We start from the raw sequence: 24,741 nt of genomic DNA on the forward strand, positions 1-24,741 counted from the left end.
TGCAGGCTCAACCGAAGACCAGCGTGGCGGCAACCCCGGCCATCGCCGCGATCACCGCGACGAGGCCATAGCGCCAGCCGCCGCCGATCCGGATGACCTCGATCTCGCGCAGCGGCATCGTCGGTGGCGCACCGCCGGGTGCGGGGTAATGCGCCTCGATCCGGCGGACCAGTTCGGGCAGCCGGGTCAGCGTACGCACGTCCTCGATGATCCGGTCGGCGATCGCCGCTTCGGGGCCGAGTTCGCCGCGGATCCAGTCGCGCACGAACGGCTCCGCGCTCTCCCACAGGTTGATGTCGGGATCGAGGCTGGTCGCCACGCCCTCGACCATCACCATCGTCTTCTGCAGCAGCAGCAAATGCGGCTGAGTCACCATGTCGAAATCGCGCGTGATCGAGAACAGGCTGTCGAGCATCATGCCGATCGACATGTCCTTGACCGGCAACCCGCGCATCGGCTCGCCGACCGCGCGCAAGGCGGTGGCGAATTCGGCGACGTCGTGGTGCGCAGGCACATAGCCCGCCTCGAAATGGATCTCGGCGACGCGTTTATAGTTGCCGGTGATCAGCCCGTAGAGGATCTCGGCGAGCCAGACGCGCGCGCGCCGGTCGATCCGGCCCATGATGCCGAAATCGATCGCCGCGATCCGGTTGCCCGGCAGCGCGAACAGGTTTCCCTGGTGCATGTCGGCGTGGAAGAACCCGTCGGCGATCGCCTGGCGCAGGAAAGCGCGCACCAGCGTCTGCGCAAGGCCGGGCAGGTCGTAGCCGGCCGCAACCAGCGCGGGACGATCCGACAGCTTGATGCCGTTGATCCACTCGATCGTCATGACCTTGGCGGTCGATCGGGCCCAGTCGATTGCGGGGATGACGAAATCGGGCTCGGCGGTCATGCCGTCCGCGAGCTCGGACGCCGAGGCCGCCTCGCGCCGGAAGTTCAGCTCGCGCAGCGTCCAGCGCTTGAACGTCTCGATCGTCAGGCGCGGGCGCAGACGCATCGCCTCGGGGCTCAGCGCCTCGAGTTGCGCCGCCGCCCAGCTATAGGTGTCGATCGCCCGCGCGAAATCATCCTCGACGCCGGGGCGGAGCACCTTGACTGCGACCTGGCGGCCATCGGTGGTCGTCGCGCGGTGGACCTGCGCGATCGACGCGGCACCGACCGGGACCTGCTCGATCCGCGAGAACAGCGTTTCGAGCGGCTTGCCGAAGCTCGCCAGCATCGCCGCCTCGATCGTCTCGTAAGGGACCGGCGACAGCTGGTCCTGCAGCCGCAGCAAATCCTGCGCGGCATCCTCGCCGACCAGATCGGGCCGGGTGGCGAGCGTCTGCCCGAGCTTGATCGCGGCGGGGCCGATGGCCTGGAACGCATCGGCATAGCGCGGCACCTTCGGCACGCGCGCACCGAACCGGGCGATCCGCGCGAGACGACGCACCGCGGCCGGCGTATTGGGATCCCGCTCGATCCCCCGCAGCGCGCCGTGCCGGGCGAGAATGCGACCCCATTTGAGGAGCCGCCAGACATGAGTGGTCGAGGCGGTCATCGGGCTTGTGCGTCGTGAGAAGAGGTTTGTTCACGCGAAGGCGCGAAGGCGCGAAGAGAAGAATTTGGTTCGCGCGGAGACGCGGAGGCGCGGAGAAGGTGCACCCTGCCGCGACTGCGGCTTTCCCACACTAATGTTGTAGCAAAATGATGCTGCCGCGCGCGCAACATCTCAGCGTCCTCTGCGCCTCTGCGCGAAACCCTCTTCGCGCCTTCGCGCCTTCGCGTGACCACTAAATCTTCCAACCCGAATGAATCGCAACCAGACCGCCCAGCAACGGCTCGACCTTCGTCTGCACGAAGCCCGCATCCGCGATCATGCCTTTGAACTTGGGCATGTCCGGGAACCGACGGATCGACTCGATCAGATAGCGATAGCTGTCGGCATCCTGCGCGAGCAGTTGCCCGAGCTTCGGCACCATCTTGTGCGAATAGGCATCGTACACCTCGGCAAAGCCCGGCCACACGGTGGTCGAGAATTCGAGACAGTAAAACCGCCCGCCACGCCGCAGTACGCGGTGTGCCTCGCGCAGCGCCTTGGGGATGTCGGTCACGTTCCGGATCCCGAACGCGATCGTGTACGCGTCGAAGAACCTGTCGGGGAAGGTCAGCGTCTCGGCATTCGCCTCGGTCCAGACCAGCCCGTCGAGTCCGCGCTTGTGCGCGCGTTCCATGCCGACTTCGAGCATCTGCGGATTGATGTCGGCAACCGTGATCGATGCGCCCGACGGCTCCATGCGGAACGCGATGTCGCCGGTGCCGCCCGCCATGTCGAGGATCTGCTCGCCCTCGCGCGGCTTCACGCGGCGCACGAAGCGGTCCTTCCACAGCCGGTGCATCCCGCCCGACATCGCGTCGTTCATCAGGTCATATTTGCTCGCGACGTTCGAAAACACGCCGCCGACGCGCGCGGTCTTCTCGGTGGCGGGAATGTCCTCATAACCGAACGAGACGGTATCGGCCTTTAGGGCGGGGTCGGGGATGAGAGCGGGGGCGGGCGCGATGTCGTTCATGCCCCGTGCTCTAGCGGCGCCTTGTGGCGCGGGCAAACGCAACCTAGCTGGAAAGCGTGCCAGAACTTCCCGAAGTCGAAACCACCGTGCGCGGGCTCGAACCCGTGCTGCTCGGCCAGCGCCTGGCCTCGGTCGAACCGCGCCGTGCGGACCTGCGCAAGGCGATTCCCGTCGACCTGCGGCAGCGCATGACCGGCGCGACCGTCACGCGGCTGTCGCGGCGCGCCAAATACGGACTGATCGACACCGATCGCGGCGATACGCTCGTCTTCCATCTCGGCATGTCGGGACGCTGGCGGGTCGACCCCAGCGCGATCCTGCCGCACGACCATCTGCTCATCGGCACCGCGGCCGGGCGGACGGTCGCGCTCAACGACCCGCGACGCTTCGGCTTTCTCGATCTCTGGTCCAGCGAGGCGATCGCGCAGTATCCGCCGTTCCTCGCCATGGGCCCCGAACCGCTCGGCCCCGATCTGACCGCAGCCTATCTCCTCGCGGCGCTCGAAGGGCGGGGCGCGTCGATCAAGGCGATGCTGCTCGACCAGCGGATCGTCGCGGGACTCGGCAACATCTATGTGTGCGAGGCGCTGCACATGGCGAAGATCGCGCCGAGCCGGGCGGCGGGGCGGATCGCGCTGCCGCGACTCGAACGGCTGGTCGAGGCGATACGCGCGGTGCTGACCGCCGCGATCCTCGCGGGCGGGTCGAGTCTGCGCGACTATGCGCGACCCGACGGCGAGCTTGGCTATTTCTCGAAACAATGGCGCGTCTATGGTCGCGAGGGCGAGCCCTGTTCGTGCGGCGCGCTGGTCCGCCGCAGGACGGAGGGCGGGCGTTCGACCTTCTGGTGTGCGCGCTGCCAAAAGGCATGACGGAACGCGGTTGACGATTCGGTGCGGAGTGGGTAGGAGCCGCGCTTCGAGAGGGCGTAGGAGCAATCCGGCGCCCCTTTTTATCATTCGAACATCCAGAGGGCTTCATGGCGAACACGCCGCAGGCGAAAAAGCGTATCCGTCGCAACGACCGTCGCGCGGAAGTGAACGGCAACCGCGTTGGCCGTATCCGTACCTTCATCAAGAAGGTCGAGGCCGCACTGGCTTCGGGCGACAAGGGCGCAGCGACCACCGCACTGGCCGCGGCACAGCCTGAGCTGCAGCGTGGCGTCGCCAAGGGCGTGCTGCACAAGAACACCGCGAGCCGCAAGTTCGCGCGTCTGACCAAGGCTGTGACCGGGCTCGCCTGAGCGACCCGACATGGCCGGAGCGGATTGCCCGCCGGGATCTTCCCGGCGGGTTTTTTGCGTCTGCAAAGGGAACGGAAGGCGCGCGCGCGCAACCCACGGATTCCCCGCGATTCGAGTGAAGCCGGATCATGCCGCACCGGCTCCGAAATCGTAAAAATTGGCCAAACACAGCCACTTATAAAAATATCGACGCATTTCCGGGGCTTGATCAAGTCAACCCGCTTTATTTCGAAAATGTGACGTGCTCGGGCCTTGCTAGACTCGCCGATCGCTTCATAACTGAGCGAACGGCGGCGGTGAATCACGGACGTGAATCACCACTGCGCAAGCAACAGGGCGAAGATGCCGGGCGACCCTATGGGTCGTCACGGGGGATCATTTTCTGTCGGGACTATATCACCAGCGCGGCTGTCGCGCGGGGTCGGAGAAGTGTGCGCGTGACGAATTGGCAAGGATCGACCGTGCACGCTTCGGAGGCCGAAAAGGCCTGGGACCGCGTGCGCTCGTCCCTGCGCGAGTCTGCCGGCGCGCGCCTGTTCGAGCAGTGGCTGAAGCCGATCGAGCTGATCCCGAGCGACGACGAGGAGTCGATCCGTCTCGCCTTGCCGTCCGCCTTCATGACCAACTGGGTCCGCAACCATTATGCGGACCGGCTCGCACTCGAATTCCGGCAGATCCTGCCGCAGGTCCGCACCGTCCAGATCGAGACGCGCAGGCCCGGCCCGAAGCCCGTGCTGCTGGTGATGCCGACCCCTGCGGAGGTCCTGGACCGCACCACCGCCGCTGCGGCCGTGGAACCCGCTCAGGTCCTGGTCAAATTCGGCGTCGACCCGTCGCTGAAGCCCGCCCCCGCCCCCGTCACCGCGGCACAGCCCGCGCCCGCCTACGACACCATCATCCCCGAGCGCCCGCCGCTCGATCCGCGCTACACGTTCGACCGCTTCGTCGTCGATGCGTCGAACAAGGTCGCGTTCAACGCCGCCAAGGTGCTCGCCGAGCCCGGACCCGTCCGGTTCAGCCCGCTGTTCCTCCACAGCAACACGGGGCAGGGCAAGACGCATCTGATGCATGCGATCGGCCATGCGTTCCTCGCCGCCAACCCGCACGCGGTCGTGCTGTGCATGTCGGCCGAGCGGTTCATGTATGATTTCGTCGCGGCGATGCGCGCGCGCGACACGCACGCGTTCAAGCGCCGGCTGCGCGGCGCCGACCTGCTGCTGATCGACGATCTCCAGTTCATCGCCGGCAAGGACGCGACGCAGGAGGAATTCTTCCACACGATCAACGAGATCATGACCGCCGGCAAGCGGCTGGTGATCTCCGCCGATCGCTGTCCGCAGGCGCTCGAGGGCGTCGAATCGCGGATCATCAGCCGCATGGCGGTCGGGCTGGTCGCCGACATCAAGGCGCCCGACCTGCTGCTGCGCCGGACGATCCTCGACCGCAAACTCGTCGACCTGCCCGACCTGCGCGTGCCGACCGACGTGCTCGATCTGATCGCGAGCCGGATCCACGCCAATATCCGCGAGCTCGAGGGCGCGCTGAACCGCGTCATCGCCTATGCACAGCTGACCGGCGAGACGATCGACCTCGAGTTCGCGATCGCGACGCTCGGCGAAGTGCTGCGCGGCGCGCAGAAGCGCGTGACGATCGACGAGATCCAGAAGCTGGTGACGGCGCATTTCGAGCTGAAGCCGCTCGACATGATCTCGGCACGCCGCGCCCGTGCGGTCGCGCGGCCGCGGCAGATCGCAATGTATCTCGCCAAGCGGCTGACGACGCGGTCGCTGCCCGAGATCGGACGCAAGTTCGGCGGCCGCGATCACTCGACGGTGATCCACGCGGTCCGCAAGATCACCGAACTGCGCGACCAGGACCGCGACATCGACGCCGCGGTCCGTGTGCTGATGCGGGAACTCGAGGGCTGAGGCCTTCCCGCCTCATTCCGTCGTTCCATTCCCCCGTCATCCTGACGAAAGTCAGGACCCAGAGCCACAAACCACACCGCCTGTTACCCTGGGTCCTGACGTTCGTCAGGATGACGGGAGGGGGCGTCAGTATGACGGGAGGGGCGTCAGTATGACGGGTGCGAGGCAGCCTAGACCTGCAACCCCATCGCATCCTGCGTCCGCTTCAGCACCGGCGCCGCCAGCGCGCGCGCCTTCTCCGCGCCGTCGCGCAGCACTGCGGTCACCGCGCTGCGATCGTCGAGCAGCCGCACCATCTCGTCACGAATCGGCCCGAGCTTGGCGACCGCGAGATCCGCGAGCGCCGGCTTGAACGCGCCGAACCCCTTGCCGCCATATTCGCCCAGCACGGTCGCGACGTCGCTGTCCGCCAGCGCGGCATAGATCGTCAGCAGGTTGCGTGCCTCCGCCCGGTCGCCGAGCTCGTCGACGGTCGCGGGCAGCAGGTCGGGATCGGTCTTCGCCTTGCGGAACTTGTCCGCGATCGTGTCGTCGCTGTCGATCAGCTTGACCACCGACTGTTCGGACGGGTTCGACTTGGACATCTTCGCCGACGCATCGCGCAACGACATGATCCGCGGCGCCGCCTTGCTGATCAGCGGCGCGGGGAGCGTGAACAGGTCGACGCCGTAATCGCCGTTGAACTTGGTCGCGATGTCGCGTGCGAGCTCGAGATGCTGCTTCTGGTCCTCGCCGACCGGCACGTGGGTCGCATTGTAGAGAAGCACGTCGGCCGCCATCAGCACCGGATAGTCATACAGCCCGACGCTCGCGCCCTCGCGGTTCTTGCCCGCCTTGTCCTTGAACTGCGTCATGCGGTTCAGCCAGCCGACGCGCGCGACGGTGTTGAGCAGCCACGCCATCTCGCTGTGCGCGGGCACGCGCGCTTGGTTGAACAGGATCGACTTGGCCGGATCGACGCCCGCCGCGATCATCGTCGCGGCAACCTCGAGCGTGTGTGACGAGAGTTCGGCCGGCGCGATCCATTCGGTCGGCGCGTGCAGATCGGCGATGAAGAACATCGACTCTCCGCCCTGCGCGACGACGTCGTCCTGCAACGCCACCCATTGCTTCACCGCCCCCAGGTAATTGCCGAGATGGAGATTACCGGTGGGCTTGATGCCGGAGACGACGCGCATGGGAAAACCTTATTTGGAACGACGCAGGAGCGTGGAGATGTCGCCCAGCCGGAACGCGCCGGTGAGCAGGGTGGCGATCGCATAGACGACCCCGCCGGTCGCGACCAGCACGAGCATCGCACCCCAGCGCTCGGTCCCGCTGCCCGTGACGAACGGCTGGAACAGGTCGTTGAGAAAATACATCACGCCGCCCATGATCAGCGCGGCGACCAGCAGCCGCCACGTCCGCCGCACCAGCCGCGCATCGGGGACGAAATGCCCGCGACGGACGAGCGTCCGGTAGAGCATCGCGACGTTGACCGTGCTCGCGATCGCGGTGGCGAGCGGCGGACCCATATGGCCGAGCGGCTTGATGAAGGCGAGGTTGAGGACGAGGTTCACGACCATCGACATCGTCGCATAGCGCACCGGCGTCTTCGTGTCGGACCGCGCATAATAGCCCGGCGTCAGCACCTTCACGAGGATATAGGAGGGCAGCCCGATCGAGAAAGCGGCGAGCGCCTGCGCGGTGAGGATGCTGTCGTCGAGCGCGAACTTGCCGTGCTGGAACAATGCGCCGACGATCGGCACGCCGCAGACGATCAGCGCCACCGTCGCGGGCAGCGTCAGGAACAGCGCGAGCTCCATGCCGCGGTTCTGCGTCGCCATCGCCTCCGTCTCCTCGCCGCGACCGAGCTGGCGCGAGATGGTGGGGAGCAGGACGGTGCCGAGCCCGATGCCGATCAGCCCGAGCGGCAGCTGGTTCAGTCGGTCCGCGAAATAAATGTACGAGACCGAGCCCGCGGGCAGCAGCGCGGCGGCGAGCGCGGTCGAGACGACGAGGTTGATCTGCACCGCACCCGCACCCGCGGCGGCGGGCCAGATCAGCGACATCAGCCGCTTCACCTCGGGATTGAGCTGGGGCCGCTTCAGCCGGAGCACGACGCCCGATCGGCGGCAGGCGTAGATCAGCCAGAGCAACTGCAGCGCGCCCGACACCGTGACCGCGATCGCCTGGTTGCGCGCGGTCATCAGCGGCAGCCGCTCGTGGAACAGCAGCAGCGCGGCGATCAGCGTCGCGTTGAGCAGGATCGGCGCCGCGGCGTTGATCCAGAATTTATGCAGCGAATTGAGGATGCCGCCGAGCAGCGAGACGAGGCTGATCAGCAGCAGATAGGGCAACATGATCCGCGACAGGTGGACGACATAGGCGAAGCGCTCGGCGCTCGCCCCGTTGAACCCGAAGGTCAGCAGCCAGGTGACGGGCCAGGCGGCAAGCTCGAGCAGCACCGTCATGCCGATCAGCACCGGCAGCAAGACCGACAAGGCGTCCTCGGCAAAGGCGATGCCGTCGGGCAGGCCGCGGCCATCCTTGTCGCCGACCTTGCGGTTGAACATCGGGATGAATGCGGCCGAGAACGCGCCTTCCGCGAACAGCGCGCGGAACATGTTCGGGAGGCGAAACGCGATCAGATAAGCATCCGATGCGAACCCCGCGCCGACGAACCGCGCGAACAGCGAATCGCGCACCAGCCCCAGGATGCGGCTGGCGAGCGTCAGCCCGCCAACCGATCCCAGCGCCTTGGTCAGGTTCACCTATGCGCCCTCCGGTCCGGGCTTCACGCCTGGCCGAAATCGCCGACGTTCGGCTGGATGCCCTGCTGCTCCGACTGCTGGAGATAGAGCTGCGCGAAATCGATCGGCTCGAGCAGCAGCGGCGGGAAGCCGCCGTCACGCACCGCATCCGACAGCACGCGGCGCGCGAACGGGAAGAGCAGGCGCGGGGCCTCGCCCAGCAGGAAGGGCTGGACATGCTCGGCGGGGATGTTGCGCAGCCCGAACAGGCCCGCAAAGGACAGGTCGACGATGAAGGCGACCTGGCCGTCGGTCTCGGCGCGGACGTCGATCTTCAGCACGACCTCGTGCACCTCGTCGCCGACCTGCGCCGCGCCGATGTTGAACTGGACGTCGATCGCGGGCGGGGTCTGGTTCTGGTAGACTGCGGGCGCGTTGGGGTTTTCGAACGAGAGATCCTTGACGTATTGCGAGATCAGGCCGGCGGCGGGCGCTTCGTCGGCACCATTGGCAAGCGGCTGATCCGCGATCGACATGCCGTTCTGGTCGTCCATGATCTGCGAATCCTTCGTATAAATGAGGTGGGACCGAAGCGGACGGGTCGCGCGTTCGTGTCTTGAGGCAGTGCGCGTAGCAGTGCCCGACGGGTGTTTCAACGGCTACGGATCCCACGGAATCCTAGGCGGGTTTGAAAAGAGACGCCGTTGCCCTATGTTGGGACGAAGATCGGAGGCACGGTTGTTTTACGTAGTACTTCTCGCGATGGTCGCAGGGTTCCTGGCGATGCGTCTTTATAGCGTGCTCGGAAAGCGGACCGGTCATGAACAGCAGCCCCTGCCGCGTGCGGCAGAGGAGCGGTCCATACCCGTCACGATCCCGCGCACGATCGATGCGGCCGCCGAACAGCGGACGATCGCGAGCCGCAACATCGACGCGCGCGCCGAACCCGGCCTGCGCTCGATCATCGCCGTCGAGCCCGGCTTCGACGTCAACCAGTTTCTCGAAGGCGCGCAGGCGGCCTATCGCATGACGCTGGAAGCCTTCTGGAAGGGTGATGCCGATACGCTCGCCGATCTGGCCGAGGACGACGTCCGCACCGCGTTCGTCGAGGCGATCGCGGCGCGCGAGGCGGCGGGCGAGACGCTCGACAATCGTCTGGTGACGATCGAACGCGCGGTGATCGCCGACGCGTCGGTCTCGGGCCGTGAAGCCCGCATCTCGGTGCGCTTCGATGCGGACATCGCCGCGATCACGCGCAACGAGGCGGGCGAAGTCATCGCCGGGTCGCTCACCGACGCGGTCGAGACGCATGACATCTGGACGTTCGTCCGGACGCTGAAAAGCGCCGGCCCGAACTGGAAGCTCGCGGACACCGACGAGGCGTGACGCGCGCGATCAGGGGGATTGGCGGTTCGTTCGCGCTGGCCCTGGCACTCAGCGGGTGCGTCGGCGGTGTCGCGGCACCGACCGACCGCCCGTCCTCGCCCGGCACCGCATCGCCGGCGACCACCGCCGGAAAGCCGCCCCGGGGTCAATTTACCCCAAACAGTGACAACATTCGCAACATTCGCGGCATCCAGATACCCGCCCGCATCGTCGGGGCGGTTCCGCTGGCTGCTGTGCCCGTCGCCCCGCCCCTGCCCGGCGCGCTCGCCCCGGTCAGCGCGGTCACGGCCGGCGTAACACCGGGGCCGTCGCTCGCAACGCTGCCGATCAGCGATGCGCAGGCCGAGGCTGCACGTCTCGCCTTCGTCACAAGCTGCCCCGGACTGCAGCGTCGTTCCGACCAATCGGGGCTGACCCGCGGTGCCGATTGGCAGCCGGCCTGCGCCGCGGCGCAGGCGACCGGGCCCGGTGGCGCGCGCGCATTCTTCACCCAGTGGTTCGAGGCGGTCCAGGTCGGCGACGGCAAGGCCTTCGCAACGGGCTATTACGAGCCCGAGATCGCCGGCTCGCTCGAACGTCGCGACGGCTATGCCCCGGTCTATGGGCGCCCGCGCGATCTGATCGACGTCGATCTCGGCGCCTTTTCGACGTCGCTGAAGGGCAAGAAGATCCGCGGCCGCGTGTTGGGCTCGAACTTCATTCCCTATTATGACCGCACCGCGATCGAGCAGGGTGCGCTCGCCGATACCGCGCCGATTCTCGCCTGGGCGAAGGATCCGGTCGAGCTCTTCTTCCTGCAGATCCAGGGGTCGGGACGTCTTCGTCTGCCCGACGGGTCGATCCTCCGGATCGGCTATGACACGCAGAACGGCCGCGACTATACCGGCATCGGCGCCCTGATGAAGACGCGCGGGCTGTTGCAGCCCGGCCAGACGTCGATGCAGGGCATCGTGCGGTGGCTCCACGATCACCCTGTCGAGGGGCAGGCGATCATGCGCGAGAACAAGAGCTTCGTGTTCTTCCGCGAACTCGACGGCGCGCCACAGGGTGCGATGGGCTATCCCGTGACCGGGCAGGTCAGCGCGGCGGCGGACGTGAAGTTCGTGCCGCTCGGCGCGCCGGTGATCCTGTCGCTCGATCGGCAGGACGCAACTGGCCTGTGGATCGTCCAGGATACCGGTGGCGCGATCAAGGGCAGCAACCGGTTCGACACCTTCTGGGGTGCCGGCGCCGCTGCCGAGGCGACCGCTGGCGGCATGGCGGGGCGCGGCACCGCGTTTCTTCTGCTCCCGATCGGCACCACCGCACGGCTGAACGCCGCAACTGCGAACGGGGCGCGCTATGACGGGTCGTCCGCTCAACCCTGACGAGGCGCATCTCTGGGCGCGCGTGATGCAGACCGTGCGCCCAATGCGCGCGGTCCCCAAGCTCGTGCCGCCGGTCGTCCCGGTTGCCGCGCCCGTCGCGACGACGCGCAAGGTAAAGCCGACCAAGGGCATCCGCCTGCCAACGCTTCCGCCCCCGCCCGGCGCCGCGCCGCTGAAGACGGCGGCTCGGAGCTTGTCGCCGGCCAACACGCTCGACGGAGGCTGGGACAAAAGGCTGTTGCGCGGCGCGGTCAGTCCCGACAGTTCGATCGACCTTCACGGGCACACGCTCGCCTCCGCCCATGCGATCCTCGACACCGGCCTGTCCCGCGCGATCGCCCGCGGCGACCGCGTGCTGTTACTGGTGACGGGCAAGCCACCGCGCCCCGAGAGCGAACGCCCGCACGCGCGCGGCGCGATTCGTGCGGCGGTCATCGACTGGCTGTCAATCTCGCGTCACGCCGGCGGGATCGTCGCGGTCCGCGGCGCGCATCCACGGCACGGCGGGGCAGGGGCGCTCTACATCATCCTGCGCCGCAGCCGCGAACAGGGCGGCTGACGCGATGGGTTATCCCCGCTCGACCGCGCGGACGATGACATCGGCATAGATGTCGGTCAGGCGGTACAGGTCCTCGACCGCAACCGCCTCGTCGACCTTGTGCATCGTCGCATTGATCAGCCCGAATTCGACCACCGGGCACAGCTTCGCCAGAAACCGCGCGTCGGACGTGCCGCCCGTCGTCGACAGGTCGGGGACGACGCCCGTCACCGCGGTGATCGCGTCGGACATCAGAGTCGACAACGGCCCGGGTTCCGTCAGAAAGGCTTCACCCGACACGCGACCGGTGACGATCGCTGCTGGATCATGCCGAGCCGCCAGTGCGGCGATCCGGGCGATGAGCGCGTCGCCGCTATGCGTGTCGTTGAACCGGATGCTGAGCCGCGCCGACGCTGCGGCCGGGATGACGTTATGCGCGGGATTGCCGACCGCGATATCGGTGACCTCGATGTTCGACGGCTGAAACCAGTCATTACCCTGGTCAAGCGCGACGGTCTCGATCTCGGCAAGGATCGCCACCAGCCGCGGGATCGGGTTGTCGGCAAGGTGCGGATAGGCGACGTGACCCTGCCGCCCGGGAACGCTGATCCAGATATTGACCGAGCCGCGCCGGCCGATCTTGATCGTGTCGCCAAGCGCGGCGGTGGAGGTCGGTTCGCCGACGATGCACTGGTCGGGACGGATGCCCCGCGCCGCCATCCGGTCGATTAGCGCGCGCGTCCCGAAGGTGGCAGGACCTTCCTCGTCCCCGGTGATGATCAGCGACACGGTGCCCGCGTCGGTACGGCTGGCGGCAGCGGCAAAGGCGGCGATCGCGCCCTTCATGTCGACTGCGCCGCGCCCGTAGAGCAGGCCGTCGCGAACCTCGGCCGACCAGGGCGAGCCCTGCCACCCCTCGCCCGGGGGTACGACGTCGAGATGCCCTGCAAATGCAAGGTGTGGCCCGGATCCGGTCCGGACCGCGAGCATGTTCTCGACCGGACCGTCGGGCGCTTCGCCGATTGTGAAGCGGTCGATGTCAAAGCCGATCGGCGTCAGCGCCGCCTCCAGCACGTCAAACACGTGGCCGCGCGCTGGCGTAATGCTGTCTTCGGCCAAGAGCGCCTGCGCCAGCGCCAACGGATCGATCACCGCAGCGCGCTCGGTGCCGGCTGCTCATATTGTTCGATCACCCAGTCCTCTTCCTGCGCACCGGCGATCCAGTCCTGCATGAAGGGGTGGTCGAACATCGCCTGCATATAGCCCTGCGCGAACCGGGCGATCGGCAACTGATAGGTGACGATCCGCGTGACGACGGGCGCGTACATGATGTCGGCCGCGCCGAACGTCCCGAACAGGAAATCGCCGCCACCGCCAAAGCGCGCGCGCGCCTGAGCCCAGAGCTCCATGATCCTCTGGAGATCGACCAGGACATCGTCGTCGGGGCGCTGTGCCGGAAAGATCTGGCGGACGTTCATGCTGTGCTTCTTGCGCAGCGCGGCAAAGCTCGAATGCATTTCGGCCGCCATCGAGCGGGCCATGGCGCGGGCCGCCTCGTCTTCGGGCCAGAAGCGGTCGCGACCCACCTTGTCCGCGAGATAGTCGACGATCGCGAGACTATCCCATACGACCGCCTCGCCATCCCAGAGGATCGGCACCTTGCCCGACGAGGGGGCGAATTCATCGCCCTGGCGCCGCTTTTCCCATTCCGCATCGTAGAGCGGGACGACGACCTCGTCGAAGGGCAGCCCGGACTGCTTGCAGGCGAGCCAGCCGCGAAGCGACCAGGAGGAATAGGCCTTGTTGCCGATGACGAGTTTCATGGCCCGGGGACTAGCGGGCGGGAGCGGCGAGGGCAATCTCTGCCGCCCTCGTCGGATGCACGGGCGTCAGCTGACGGCTTCGACGACCGCCGCGCGCAGTTCGGGGATGCCCATGCCGTATTCGCTCGACGTCACGAGGATGTCGGGATGCGCGGCGGGGCGCTTGCGAGCCTCGACCGCGGTGCGCTCGGTGACCTCGACGAGTTCCGATGCCTTGATCTTGTCCGCCTTGGTCAGCACCATGCGATAGCTGACCGCAGCCTTGTCGAGCATCTCAAGGATCTCGCGATCGACGTCCTTGATGCCGTGGCGCGAGTCGATCAGCACGAGCGCGCGCTTGAGCACGTCGCGGCCGCGAAGGAAGTCGTTGATCAGGAAGCGCCACTTCTTGACGACATCCTTGGGCGCCTTGGCAAAGCCGTAGCCGGGCATGTCGACGAGGCGGAACGCGAGCGGCGCGCCGACCTCGAAGAAGTTCAGTTCCTGCGTACGTCCGGGCGTGTTCGACGTACGCGCCATCGAATTGCGGCCGGTCAGCGCGTTGAGCAGCGACGACTTGCCGACGTTCGACCGCCCGGCAAACGCCACCTCCGGCACCGACGCATCGGGCAGGAATTCGAGCGTCGGTGCCGATTTCAGGAAGCCGACATGGCCGGCGAACAGCTTGCGCGCATGCTCGAGCTGCTCCGCGGTGAACGGCGCGTCGGTCTGCTCGAGATCGGGACCCAGATTCGGGGCGGCGGTCGGAAGGTCGTTCACTTGGTCACCGGTGCTTGCAGGCCCGGATGCCGGGCGTAGAGGAGCTTCTGCTGAAGGATCGTCAGGCAGTTGGACGTGATCCAGTAGACCTGAAGACCGACGGCGAACGGCGCCATCACGAACATCAGCACCCAGGGCAGCAGCTTGAAGACCTGCTTCTGCGTGTCGTCCATCGGCGTCGGGTTCAGCTTGAACTGGAAGTACATGCTGATGCCGAGGATGATCGGGACGATGCCGATCGCGATCATGTGCGGCGGGGTGAACGGCAACAGACCGAACAGGTTAAGCGGCGTCAGCGGATCGGGCGCGGACAGATCCTTGATCCACGCGACGAACGGCTGGTGACGCATTTCAATCGTCAGCATCAGCACCTTGTACAGCGCGTACATGATCGGGATCTGGAGCAGCGTCGGCGCGCAACCCGCGAGCGGGTTGACCTTCTCCGCCTTGTACAGCGCCATGACCTCCTGCTGCATGCGGACCTTGTCGTCCTTGTACTTCTCCTGCAGCGCCTTTGTCTTGGGCTGGACGGCGCGCATTGCGGCCATCGACTTGAACTGGCGCTGCGCGATCGGGAAGAGCAGGCCGCGGATCGTCACCGTCAGCAAAATGATCGCGACGCCGAAATTGCCGACCGTGCGGTACAGCCAGTCGAGATAATAGAAGATCGGCTTCTCGACGATCCGGAACCAGCCCCAGTCGATTGCATAATCGAGCTTGGCGACGCCGCCCGCCTGATCGGTATAGCGATCGAGCAAGCGGACTTCCTTCGCGCCCGCAAAGAAGCGCGACGTCTGGGTCACCGCCTGGCCGGGGGCGATGAGCTTGGGCTCCAGCGCGTAGTCGGCCTGATAGGCCTTGTTGGCGCCGGCACGGAACTGGCCGTCAAACGCCTGACCCTGATCGGGGACCAGCGCGGTCAGCCAGTATTTGTCGGTGAAGCCAAGCCAGCCGCCGGTGGTCGTGAACTTCTGCGGAGCCTCGTCGATGTCGTCATAGTTCGGCCGGTAATGCGCACCGCCATTGTCGACCGACATCGGCCCGACATGGATCGTCATCGACGACGGATCCTTCGAGATGCCGACACGGTTGACGAGGCCGTAGGTGGCGACGGGGACCGGTGCGGTGCCAGCGTTGAGCACGGTCTGGCGGACCGTGAACATGTAATCGCCGTCGACCGCGATCTGGATGCGGAAGCGCTGGCCCGTGGCGTTGGTCGCGTCGAGGGTGACCGGAGTCATGGGCGTCAGCGTCGTCGCGCCCGACGCAGTCCAGACGGCGTCAGCGGCAGGCGGAGCAAGCCCCTGCGCGCGCCAGCCGAAGCTCGCGAAATAAGCGTCGGGTGCACCGGCCGGTGAAAGCAGACGGATCGGCGGAGAATCCTTCGCGACGGTCTCGTCATAGCCCTTGAGGACGAGATCATCGATCCGCGCACCCTTCAGGTTGATCGAGCCGGACACCCGCGGGGTTTCGATACGGACGCGCGGCGTCTCGGCGATGACCGCGGCGCGATCGCGCACTGCGGCGGCACCGTCGGCGGCCGGATCGGCGGCGGGGTTCGCGACGGGCTTGGTCTTGCCGCCTTCGATTTTCGTCACCGGTGGATTGGCCGTCGGGAAGAATTTGCCCTGGATCATCGGCCATCCGAACAGGATGAGCGCCGCGATAACCGCGAACAGCACGAAATTCTGCTTGTCGTCTTTCACAGGGCGGCGTCTTTCAATTTCTCAGGCTTCAGCTCTGGGACTGGGTCGGGTCCGTACCCGCCCCACGGATGGCAGCGCGCGATGCGCTTCGCCGCCAACCAGCCCCCCTTGCGCGCGCCATAGCGCCCAACGGCCTCGATTGCATAGGCGGAACAGGAAGGATCGTAGCGACAGCTCGACGGCAGGACCAGTGAAGGACCGAGTTGCCAGCCGCGCGCGACGAGGATGAGGATGCGGGCTAGCACGATGCGGCCGGGACCAGTGCACCCCAAAACTGTTTCCCCGCGAAGGCGGGAATCCAGACTGGACTCCCGCGTTCGCGGGGGACCAAGAAGCGGGGCAAGATCGCGCCTTCGGCACCGCGCCATTCCAGACTGCGGACCACCCCGGCGTAGGCCGGGGCCCAGTTGGGGGAAGCTAGTGACGAGTGGCCGCGGTGCATTAAGTGGGCTTTCCCACCTGGGCCCCGGCCTTCGCCGGGGTGGTGGTATCCGCTAAAGCAGCCGCTGCTGCTGCTGGCGGCGTGACCTTGCGGAAAGCCTTGCCGAGCTCGGTTCGCAACAGCGCATAGTCGCGCTCGATGCCGCCATTGCGGCCGATCAGTACATGATCAGCGCCCGCGACACCGCGCTCCGCCAACAGCTCACGCGCCAAAGCCCGCAACCGCCGTTTCATGCGGTTACGGACAACGGCGTTGCCGATCTTCTTGGTGACAGTGAAGCCGATTCGCATCGTCTCGTCACCGTCATCGCGGGGGCGCATGAGCAGGACGAATCCCGGCATCGGTGCGCGCTTCCCCGAATTCGCCGCGAGAAAATCGCGGCGTTTCGACATGATCGTCAGGCCGGCATCGCCGGCCGCGACGGTCAGGCCGACAGCTTCTTGCGACCGCGGGCGCGGCGGGCGTGGATCACTGCCCGGCCGCCGACCGTGGCCATCCGTGCGCGGAAGCCGTGACGGCGTGCACGTACCAGGTTGCTCGGCTGAAAGGTCCGCTTCATTGGTCATTCCCTAGGTCATCAAATAGAAAACGGCCGCCACGGGGACGGCCTTGATGGGTGGGCGCTTAGGCAAACTAGGCGGACAAGTCAATTCACGCGCTCCGTCTTCGCTGAATCGCCTCGCTGCGAAACCGCGGCGGCACGATCACGGGCGTGCCGTCGCAACGCGCTGCGCCGGCGCATCATCCGGTCGACGAAATGGCCACCCCGCGGCCAGCGGCGCTTCAGACGCCCCCAGCGTCGCCGTGCCCGTGGCGAGTTGCGCAGCACCAGGACCATGCCGCCGGCGAACACGAAGACGCCCGCCGGTCCGGGCACCGGTGTCAGCAGGGGCGCGGTGAGGATCATCATCCCGCCGCACAGCAGCTGGACGAGACGATAGGTCGAGGAGCGGACGGCGTTCACGCGAGGCATTTGGGACCGGTGTGTTAGGTTGGCAAGACGGCACCGTGCCGCTCGCCATTGCCCAATGGTCAAATCCGGTATGAATAGGGCGTGACGGTGGCGATCCGCCATGACGAGCGACGCGGCGGGGGATTTTCATGGCGGCGATCGTGTCGACGGTGGCGTATCTCGGGCTGGAAGCGCGCGCCGTCGAAGTACAAGTTCAGCTGATTCCGGGACTTCCTGCGTTCAACCTCGTCGGGCTGGCGGACAAGGCGGTCGGCGAAAGCCGCGAGCGGGTCCGCGGCGCGATTGCGGGGATGGGGCTGGCATTGCCGCCGAAACGGATCGCGGTGAACCTTTCGCCGGCGGATCTGCCAAAAGAAGGATCGCATTTCGATCTTCCTGTCGCGCTCGCATTGCTGGCGGCGATGGGGGTGATCGATGCGGAAATGCTCGCCGATTATGTCGTCGTCGGCGAGCTCGGCCTCGATGCGCGGATCACCGCGTCGCCCGGTGTCCTGCTCGCCGCGCTGCATGCGTCGAACGAGGGCAAGGGCCTGATCTGCCCGGCCTCGCAAGGGTCTGAAGCGGCTTGGGCCGGTTCGATCGAGGTGGTCGCCGCGCCCGACCTGCTCGCGCTGATCAACCATTTCAAAGGCCATCGCCTGCTGCGCGCGCCCCAGCCCGGCGAGGTCGATGTCGCGCCGGCCGGGCCGGACCTTGCGCAGGTTCGCGGGCAGGAGACCGCCAAGCGTGCGCTGGAGGTCGCTGCGGCGGGTGGGCATAATCTGTTGATGTAGGGTTTACCTACACCTGATAGGACGATTCGATGGATTGTGTCATCTACGTGCGCTGGTCGAGCAGCGAACAGTTGAGGGGTTCGAGCAAGGAACGCCAGCTGGAAGACTGCCGGCGTTACGCCGCGTCGAAGGGATGGAACGTCGTCGATGAGCTGGTCGACGATGGCGTGTCGGCGTTCAAGGGCCGTCACGTGGCGATCGGTGCCCTAGGACAGTTCGTGGAGGACGTCGCGACGGGGCGACACCCTGACGGGATCGTGCTGCTTGTCGAGAAAATGGATCGGCTGTCGCGACAAGAGCCCGACGAAGTGTTCGCCTGGCTGAAGCAGATCACGAAGGCCGGTGTCGTCGTGGCGACGATCGACAGCGATCGGACATACCGGGCGGGCAGCTTCGGCATGGTGGAGATTATCGAGATCGTGGTGAAGGCGCAGCTGTCGTACGAGGAATCGCAGAAAAAGGCGGATCGTCTGTCGGCAGCTTGGCGGACGAAGCGGAATCGCCTGGCGAACGGCGAACGTCTCGTGATGACGAGGCGCGCACCCGCCTGGGTGACGGTCGAGGGGGCACCGCCGGCGTTCGTGCTGATCGCCGATCGTGCGGCGATAGTCCGACGCGTGTTCGAAGAGACGGTGGCAGGACACGGGAAGCACACGATCGCGCGCCGTCTGAACCAGGAAGGCGTCGCGACGTTCGGTCGCGCGTCAGGATGGCACGCGAGCTACATCCAGAAGATCCTGTCGTCGACGACGGTCCTGGGCGAGATGCAGCCCGGACGAAAACCACGCGGGTCGGCGCGTGAATTTGAGGGCGATCCAATTGCCGGGTACTATCCAGCCGTTGTCGACGCCGATCTGCACGCCCGCGCCATGCGGAGCATGGCTGGACGGTCGCGCCAGGTCGCAGGCCGCGGGCGTCGCCTGGTGAACTTGCTGTCGGGCCTGGCGAAGTGCGACGAGTGCGGCGAGCGCATGACGTTCCGCGGCAAGGGCGAGAAGGTGCGCGCGGACGGCGAACGCGTGAACGAGGATTATCTGGTGTGCGACAGTTACCAACGGGGCCGCGGCTGCGGGAACGGACAGCACTTCAACTACCCGGCATGGGAAGCAGCGATCCTGAACGCGATTCTGACGAAGGCCATGGGAGACGAACACTTCGCGTCGAGGCGCGAGGTCCTGGCGATCGAGGTCGAACAGGCGGAGACTGTCCGGCGGCGCGACGCGGCCGAGCGGAAAGGGGCGACGGCGCTGTCGCTGTACGTCGAGACGAGCAGGGACGAAGCCAAGGCCGAATGGTCGCGGCTGCTGGCGGAGAAGGACGAGTGCGACGCGGCGCTGGTCTTGCTGCGGAAACGGATCACTGCGGCGAGAGGGGCCGTCACGCCTGCGGAGCATCAACGGCGGATCGCGGGGATGTTCGAACAATTGGCCGACGACGACGAGAACACGCGGTTCGAGGCCCGTTCGCGGGTGATGGAGGCGGTGCACGAGCTGACGGCGTCGATGTCGTTCGCGACGGGGCCGGCGCGGGTGCAGATCACGACGAAGGCGGGTCTAGGCATCGGGATCCAGCACGTCGGCGGGCGCGGGCCGGATGCGGAGTTCTGGTACAAGTTCGACAAGGGGTTTCTCGACTGACAGCCGACATGTCCCGACGCGAGGCTTCGCGCCGGGACAGCTCGATCATGGCTTCTTCTTGCTCGTCCTCGTCCGCACCGGGAAGGTCGCAACCGACTTCTTCGGCACGTGGATCGGCTTCAGCACAGGCCGAAAATGCATACCCGTCTCGAAGTCGTCGTCTTCGGTCGCGTAGATGAAAACGTCCTCGAACAGCATCTCGCCGGTCTCGTCATCGTACGTGGGTTCCATGATCGTCGACGACTCGGAGACGGTGGTGAGCACCCAACCCTGCTGACGCAGGGCCTCCGATAGCGACAGTTCGGCGTCCTCGACATCGCGGATGGCGCGGTCGAGTGATCCGCGCGAGTAGCGCCGCGCCCGCCAAGCGTCATCGGCGGCGATGTCGACCCGCTCGATCACGAAGTCCGCCGGGAGAGCCGGTTCGACGACTTTGCCATCCTCGTCCAGCACGATGGGCTCATCATCGAACACCCACTCAGGATCGGACACGACGAGCTGCTCGTCGGTGCGATGATCGACGGCACCGAACAGGCGCCGGATGTCGCGCGCGCCCCTCGACCATTCGAGCTGCCGCCGGCCAAAGGTCGCCTTGGCGTATTCCAGGAACAGTTCCTCGTCACGACGCTCGCCAGTGTCGAGCAGCTGGAAGGGCATCCTCGACTTGGCCTCGGCACTGCGCTCCTTGAGGTAGCCCTTCGTCATCTCGTTCTCGGCACCCCAGCGCTTCTTCCCTGCCTTCTGCTTCGCCTCGGCGGCCTCTGGGGACTTCACCGGATAGTCGGTCGCGGTCCAAACGACCTTCACGTCGAGACCATACTTGAAAGACGGCGGACGGGGCGATCCCGATGCGAGCACGCAACGCTTCCACGTCTCGAACACCTCGCACTTCACCTTCAAGGCCCAGGCAGCGTCGTCCTGCCGGGACGTCACGCCAGCTCCCTCGTAGATTTCGATGGCGTGGAAGTGGACATGCCAGCCGTTGTCGTGACGGTCCTCGTCGAGCGCGAGGGTGATTTCCATCGCGACGAGGTGTCCGACATAGCCGAGTCCCTTGCGTCGCTCGCGCAAGGTGCCGTGCACCGTGAAGCGGGTCATCGCATCCCGCGCGCGGGCGATGCTGACGCGTAAGGGGACGCACTTGTCGTGCGGAGCGGTGTACGTCACCATTGCAACGCGGAAGCCCTGCTGGCGTGCCGTCTCGATGATCGTCTTCACCTGCTTCGATCGAGCGACGGCGACATGCTGTGCACAGCACGGGCAGGTCCAGATCGAGCCGCACTTGAAGATGCCGAGACGCTCCACGCGTCCTGTCAGGCGGTGTTCCAAAGCCATGCCCGGTCCCCACGGCACGATGCCGCAGGCGGACACCGGGAACCACTTGCCACGGTTGCGCGCGTCCAAGACGTGGCGGTCGTCCGGCGCGCTGCCTGTGAACGTGTCGACGGGCGACTTCCAGCGCAGAAGCAGCCCTGCGGCGGTCCTGCGACGATTGAGCCGGCGACGGGGTTCTTCGGGCTTGTCGGCCACGCCGAAACATTCGTGGCAGTGCTCGGCACCATCCTCGTCGGTCCAATCGCCATACGTACGCTCGTGCCCACAGCGCTTGGGGGTTTCATTTGGGCGCGATCGATCTGCTATGAAGCACTCGTTACAGTGCCGGGCACCATCCTCGTCGGTCCAGTCCAGGAACGTCCGCTGGTGCCCGCAGGGTTTGTGGGCGACATTTCTGCAGGATTGTTCCTTTATACCATCTACCGAGAGGGAGCCCTTCCCGGGGCGGGGGGCCGGACCCCTCGCGGCGAGGACCGTTTCGGCGTCCTGAAACCTGACACGGGCGCTCACTTCCCGTCATCCGGCGAAGGGGGGATGTTGTATTTGCAGCGCAGCTGCTCGACGAGGGCATCGACTTGGCCGATTTCCATGCGGAAGATGTCCGTGGCCGGCATGATGCGCCAGACGGCCAGTGCGACGATCTGCAAGCCGTCGAGGACCAGCGCGAGGTCGTGCGCGTCTACGATGCACTGTTCGAGAGGATGCACCATGGCGCACGGGCCGGAACACGAACGGTTTTCGAGGCCGTCGATGTAGTCGACGAGATCGAGCTGACGTGGATCGTGCTGGGTCCTCACAGCGACCTCCCCAGCAGACGGTCGGCGAACATCTTCTCGTAGACGATGCGCGTGACGCGACCGTCGTCGAACGTCACGATAACGGTCGACGTCAACTGGTTCACGACGTTCTCGACGGAAGCGATGTGTCCGACCTGCTCCAGCTCGTTCATCAACTGATAGACCTCGGACATCCCGTCACGATGGTAGACAGCACAGTATGGAGAGTTGTTCATAATTGCCTCGCTGATTACGCGGGCGACCACTTGACTTCGGGCGTCGACCTTTTATGTTTTGCAGTGTCAGTAAGTACGACGCTCAGAACCTAGTGGGGCGACCCGCTAGGTTCTTATTTACTTGGCGTTGAATGTGCGCAGCGCTGCCCGCTTCGAAGGGAAGGCGTTGATGATCCGGCCGCGATCATCGACGATGACCGCGCCACCGTGGGCCTTGCTTAGGCTGGTGATGATCCAGAGATCGGCGCTGCGGACGTAGTACGCGGGGACAATGTCGCGGTGGGTGCTGATGTCCCTGAGGGCGGTGGTGATGGTGCTCACGATCGAATCCTGATCGGACGAAGACTTGCTCGACGGCTCCCACACTCCGGTCCATCCTCAGCGGAACTGCCGGCTGTTCGAGTTCGAACACGTGATCATCTAGGATTCTGAATTTCTGGGCGCTCGCGTCCCAGGCGGTCAGATTACCGCTGCCTATCGTACCAGCAGGCCGCTCGACCTGCGGGGGCTACGTTGTCACGCTGTCCCGCCGGCTATCGGTTCCTGTGTACTCATGCTGTGATGAAAAACAGCGCCCGTCAATCGATATCCGGTCAAAAGACTGTTCAATTTTGCTTCACTATGTTCGTCGGCGTGCTCAGTCTACTTCGTTGCCGCGTGCGGGCCGCTGGGCACGATCGACCTCGTCGTCATCGGTTTATTTGAACGAGCCGATCGGTGGCAGTCCGGCGCGGTGTCGCTGCTCGTTCAGCGCGGCGTTGAACTTGGCACCGCTCTCCGACCACGCCTTCGTCCCGACCGCGGAATTGTCCATCATGCGTTGGGAGAGGCGGATGGTCGGCTCGATTGCGGCGTCGGACATCGACGACGGGTTCTTGAACACCGTGTTCTTGCCGACGCCCAGCACGCGGCGAAAACCCACACGGCGACGACAGCGAGGGTGAGGTAGAGCATGGGCCGACACTATCGTGCGGCGCGCGCGATTGTCGACCTGGTGCGACTTCGTCTTCTTCGACCCCCGCCGGCGAAGCGCGGATGAAAGCGCTGGCGTAGCCGGGCGGGGTCGATCGTCCGCTAGGACGATGCCAGCAGGGGTCCAGGGGGCGGCGATAGCCCCATGGCGAAGGGGAATTGTGGAACACAATTCCGTCCTGAGTGACGGAGTTGTCACTCCGTTCGTCCCACTTCCACTGGATGGGGGGAAGACTAAACCTACGTAGGGGAATATATTGGTAGCCGTAAAGAACGGGGCTGAGGCTATGAATAAGATAAAAGCTAGGTATACTTCTGATAGCTGCCCTGGATCGTTGCTTACCGTCGGAGTAATGTTTGGCGTCTATGGCATGATCGTAAGATGAAAGCCTTCGCAATCATCCGCCACGCGAAGATAAAGCACGGCCGGCACTTAGTGTCGACTGGGTTGCACAACATCCGCGGCGTGAAGACGCCAAATGCGGACGCGAACGCGCCACCCGTCGAGATCCTCGTTGGCTCGCTGAAGCCGTGGCGCGACGTCGACGATGTGTTGAAGGCGTTGGACGTCGGCAAGATTCGCAAGAACGGGAACGTCGCGATCGAAGTCTTCGTCGGCGCGTCGCCGGAATGGTGGGAATCGCATGGCTGGGTCCGCGGCGAGGAACCGACCGGGACGGCCGCGATCATGGTCGAGGCCTGGAAGCAGCAGCAGATGGCCTATCTGCGGTCCCGCTTCGACGAGCAGATGATCGCGTCGGTGGTCTTCCACGGCGATGAGGCCTCGCCTCACCTGCACGCCTTGGTTGTGTGCGCTTCAAAACGCGTCGACGGTCGCGAGAAGGGCAAGGGCGCCGGACGGGTCAAGTGGCGCCTGTCAGCGGAAAAGTTCCTGCCGGGGCCGTCTGCGATGAAGGCGATCGTCACCGACTACGCGAAGAGCATGGCGAGGTTCGGCCTGGTGCGCGGCGAGGATCGCCCGACCGGGACCCTCGACCACAAGCCGTTAAAGGAATGGCAGGCGGAACAGGCCGAACTGTCGAGGACGCTAAAGGAGGCGAACGTGAAGCAGGATGAGGTGTTGAAGGCCGCGGAAGCGGAGGCGGAGCGCATCAGGCGCGACGCGCTGGACTATGCGGCCGGCATGAAGGCTCGCGTGGATCGCGAGGCGGAGGATGCGGCCAGGCTCGCGGCTCTCCGAGAAGAGATGCTGCGTCGCAAGGAGGACGCATCGTCGGCCGCGCTGAAGGACATCGACCGCGTGAAGGTCGCGACCTTGGCCAAGGCGCGCGAAGTCGAGGCGGAACGGCGCGAGGTGAGCGTTCTGCGTACGAAGCTCGAACAGATGGTCGGGGTCGTCGACACGTTGTTGTCGAAGGTGCGTAGTTTCGCCGATCAGTACCTGAACGCCCCGTCGTCGTTGATGAAGCAGGCACTGGGATCGAAGGGGCCATCGGCGGCACGGATCGCGTCGAGCGAGGAGGCGCAGGAACTGGACGCCATCAAGGCGTTCCTCGGTGGTCGGGGGCGGGGTTCAGGGCGGTGATCTGCTGCCCAGTCTCG

The 24,741-nt window shown here is 65.9% G+C and carries 26 protein-coding genes and 1 pseudogene; 9 read left to right on the forward strand and 18 right to left on the reverse strand.

All coding sequences use genetic code 11. The annotated features are described in order from the left end of the window. Positions 1-7: 7 nt before the first annotated feature. Together ubiB and GV027_RS16440 are read right to left on the reverse strand one after the other, a co-directional pair. Positions 8-1,540 carry a 2-polyprenylphenol 6-hydroxylase gene (gene ubiB / locus GV027_RS16435; RefSeq protein ID WP_159512496.1) on the reverse strand — a complete coding sequence of 511 codons (1,533 nt, stop codon included), beginning with the start codon at positions 1,538-1,540 and terminating at the stop codon, positions 8-10. Positions 1,541-1,772: 232 nt separating this feature from the next. Beyond that, positions 1,773-2,552, reverse strand: a complete 780-nt coding sequence (locus tag GV027_RS16440) for a class I SAM-dependent methyltransferase (protein ID WP_159512497.1) — start codon at positions 2,550-2,552, stop codon at positions 1,773-1,775. A 56-nt stretch (positions 2,553-2,608) separates the two neighbouring features. Between GV027_RS16440 and mutM the strand changes: the two genes are divergently transcribed. The 3 genes from mutM to dnaA all read left to right on the forward strand — a co-directional run bounded on the left by mutM (position 2,609) and on the right by dnaA (position 5,723). Then, on the forward strand, positions 2,609-3,424 hold the full coding sequence (gene mutM / locus GV027_RS16445; protein WP_056675002.1) for a bifunctional DNA-formamidopyrimidine glycosylase/DNA-(apurinic or apyrimidinic site) lyase: 816 nt from the start codon (positions 2,609-2,611) through the stop codon (positions 3,422-3,424). Positions 3,425-3,531: 107 nt separating this feature from the next. Continuing rightward, on the forward strand, positions 3,532-3,795 hold the full coding sequence (gene rpsT, locus GV027_RS16450) for a 30S ribosomal protein S20 (RefSeq protein WP_031394736.1): 264 nt from the start codon (positions 3,532-3,534) through the stop codon (positions 3,793-3,795). A gap of 461 nt (positions 3,796-4,256) precedes the next feature. After that, complete coding sequence (dnaA, locus tag GV027_RS16455; RefSeq protein WP_236559266.1) at positions 4,257-5,723, forward strand: chromosomal replication initiator protein DnaA; 1,467 nt, start codon at positions 4,257-4,259, stop codon at positions 5,721-5,723. Between the two features lie 170 nt (positions 5,724-5,893). Here the strand turns inward: dnaA and trpS are convergent, their stop codons facing one another. From trpS to secB, 3 genes are read right to left on the reverse strand one after another with little or no spacing between them, the layout of a single operon-like run. Next, a complete protein-coding gene (gene trpS, locus GV027_RS16460; protein WP_056675004.1) occupies positions 5,894-6,901 on the reverse strand; it encodes a tryptophan--tRNA ligase in 1,008 nt (335 codons plus the stop codon). A gap of 9 nt (positions 6,902-6,910) precedes the next feature. Then, complete coding sequence (gene murJ, locus GV027_RS16465) at positions 6,911-8,476, reverse strand: murein biosynthesis integral membrane protein MurJ (RefSeq protein WP_159512499.1); 1,566 nt, start codon at positions 8,474-8,476, stop codon at positions 6,911-6,913. Positions 8,477-8,499: 23 nt separating this feature from the next. Continuing rightward, the gene (gene secB / locus GV027_RS16470; protein WP_031394740.1) at positions 8,500-9,009 is read right to left on the reverse strand and encodes a protein-export chaperone SecB; all 510 of its coding nucleotides are present in this window, start codon (positions 9,007-9,009) and stop codon (positions 8,500-8,502) included. A 184-nt stretch (positions 9,010-9,193) separates the two neighbouring features. Between secB and GV027_RS16475 the strand changes: the two genes are divergently transcribed. Genes GV027_RS16475 through GV027_RS16485 form a run of 3 tightly spaced genes read left to right on the forward strand, consistent with a single transcriptional unit; the run spans position 9,194 to position 11,767 of the window. Next, positions 9,194-9,841, forward strand: a complete 648-nt coding sequence (locus tag GV027_RS16475; RefSeq protein ID WP_159512500.1) for a Tim44/TimA family putative adaptor protein — start codon at positions 9,194-9,196, stop codon at positions 9,839-9,841. Then, positions 9,838-11,208 carry a murein transglycosylase A gene (gene mltA, locus GV027_RS16480; RefSeq protein ID WP_236559267.1) on the forward strand — a complete coding sequence of 457 codons (1,371 nt, stop codon included), beginning with the start codon at positions 9,838-9,840 and terminating at the stop codon, positions 11,206-11,208. The genes GV027_RS16475 and mltA overlap by 4 nt, the downstream gene beginning before the upstream one ends. Then, on the forward strand, positions 11,183-11,767 hold the full coding sequence (locus GV027_RS16485; protein WP_201302634.1) for a Smr/MutS family protein: 585 nt from the start codon (positions 11,183-11,185) through the stop codon (positions 11,765-11,767). Before mltA ends, GV027_RS16485 begins: the two co-directional genes overlap by 26 nt. A gap of 9 nt (positions 11,768-11,776) precedes the next feature. Here GV027_RS16485 and dapE read toward each other — a convergent pair whose 3' ends face one another. The 8 genes from dapE to GV027_RS16525 form a co-directional block, all read right to left on the reverse strand. Continuing rightward, entirely contained in the window at positions 11,777-12,898 is a 1,122-nt protein-coding gene (gene dapE, locus GV027_RS16490; RefSeq protein WP_159512501.1) for a succinyl-diaminopimelate desuccinylase, read from the reverse strand. Then, a complete protein-coding gene (locus GV027_RS16495; protein WP_031393802.1) occupies positions 12,895-13,569 on the reverse strand; it encodes a glutathione S-transferase in 675 nt (224 codons plus the stop codon). The genes dapE and GV027_RS16495 overlap by 4 nt, the downstream gene beginning before the upstream one ends. Positions 13,570-13,635: 66 nt before the next feature. Next, entirely contained in the window at positions 13,636-14,298 is a 663-nt protein-coding gene (yihA, locus tag GV027_RS16500) for a ribosome biogenesis GTP-binding protein YihA/YsxC (RefSeq protein WP_031393803.1), read from the reverse strand. 26 nt (positions 14,299-14,324) lie between these two features. Beyond that, positions 14,325-16,034, reverse strand: coding sequence for a membrane protein insertase YidC (gene yidC / locus GV027_RS16505; protein WP_159512502.1), 1,710 nt, complete (start codon positions 16,032-16,034; stop codon positions 14,325-14,327). Continuing rightward, entirely contained in the window at positions 16,031-16,279 is a 249-nt protein-coding gene (gene yidD / locus GV027_RS16510) for a membrane protein insertion efficiency factor YidD (RefSeq protein WP_159512503.1), read from the reverse strand. Before yidD ends, yidC begins: the two co-directional genes overlap by 4 nt. Before the next feature lie 196 nt (positions 16,280-16,475). Beyond that, the gene (gene rnpA, locus GV027_RS16515; RefSeq protein WP_159512504.1) at positions 16,476-16,868 is read right to left on the reverse strand and encodes a ribonuclease P protein component; all 393 of its coding nucleotides are present in this window, start codon (positions 16,866-16,868) and stop codon (positions 16,476-16,478) included. Positions 16,869-16,900: 32 nt separating this feature from the next. Continuing rightward, complete coding sequence (rpmH, locus tag GV027_RS16520) at positions 16,901-17,035, reverse strand: 50S ribosomal protein L34 (protein ID WP_031393806.1); 135 nt, start codon at positions 17,033-17,035, stop codon at positions 16,901-16,903. 87 nt (positions 17,036-17,122) lie between these two features. Next, positions 17,123-17,440 (reverse strand): hypothetical protein, encoded by a 318-nt coding sequence (locus tag GV027_RS16525; RefSeq protein WP_236559268.1) that lies wholly within the window; start codon positions 17,438-17,440, stop codon positions 17,123-17,125. 137 nt (positions 17,441-17,577) lie between these two features. On the opposite strand from GV027_RS16525, the pseudogene GV027_RS16530 reads away from it, so the two are divergent. Both GV027_RS16530 and GV027_RS16535 read left to right on the forward strand, forming a co-directional pair. Next, positions 17,578-18,219, forward strand: a pseudogene (locus GV027_RS16530) (magnesium chelatase domain-containing protein); the annotation flags it as partial. A gap of 32 nt (positions 18,220-18,251) precedes the next feature. Next, on the forward strand, positions 18,252-19,859 hold the full coding sequence (locus GV027_RS16535; RefSeq protein ID WP_159512506.1) for a recombinase family protein: 1,608 nt from the start codon (positions 18,252-18,254) through the stop codon (positions 19,857-19,859). Positions 19,860-19,904: 45 nt separating this feature from the next. Here the strand turns inward: GV027_RS16535 and GV027_RS16540 are convergent, their stop codons facing one another. From GV027_RS16540 to GV027_RS16560, 5 genes are all read right to left on the reverse strand, one after another. Then, a complete protein-coding gene (locus GV027_RS16540; RefSeq protein WP_159512507.1) occupies positions 19,905-21,389 on the reverse strand; it encodes a hypothetical protein in 1,485 nt (494 codons plus the stop codon). 311 nt (positions 21,390-21,700) lie between these two features. Continuing rightward, positions 21,701-21,991, reverse strand: coding sequence for a hypothetical protein (locus GV027_RS16545; protein WP_159512508.1), 291 nt, complete (start codon positions 21,989-21,991; stop codon positions 21,701-21,703). Further along, positions 21,988-22,164, reverse strand: coding sequence for a hypothetical protein (locus GV027_RS16550; RefSeq protein ID WP_159512509.1), 177 nt, complete (start codon positions 22,162-22,164; stop codon positions 21,988-21,990). The genes GV027_RS16545 and GV027_RS16550 overlap by 4 nt, the downstream gene beginning before the upstream one ends. Before the next feature lie 159 nt (positions 22,165-22,323). Next, entirely contained in the window at positions 22,324-22,527 is a 204-nt protein-coding gene (locus GV027_RS16555) for a hypothetical protein (RefSeq protein WP_159512510.1), read from the reverse strand. A 376-nt stretch (positions 22,528-22,903) separates the two neighbouring features. Further along, complete coding sequence (locus GV027_RS16560) at positions 22,904-23,128, reverse strand: hypothetical protein (protein ID WP_159512511.1); 225 nt, start codon at positions 23,126-23,128, stop codon at positions 22,904-22,906. A gap of 432 nt (positions 23,129-23,560) precedes the next feature. On the opposite strand from GV027_RS16560, the gene GV027_RS16565 reads away from it, so the two are divergent. Then, positions 23,561-24,724 carry a plasmid recombination protein gene (locus tag GV027_RS16565; RefSeq protein WP_159512512.1) on the forward strand — a complete coding sequence of 388 codons (1,164 nt, stop codon included), beginning with the start codon at positions 23,561-23,563 and terminating at the stop codon, positions 24,722-24,724. Positions 24,725-24,741: the final 17 nt, after the last annotated feature.

The organism is Sphingomonas sp. T1 (assembly GCF_902506585.1).
GTDB lineage: Bacteria > Pseudomonadota > Alphaproteobacteria > Sphingomonadales > Sphingomonadaceae > Sphingomonas > Sphingomonas aerolata.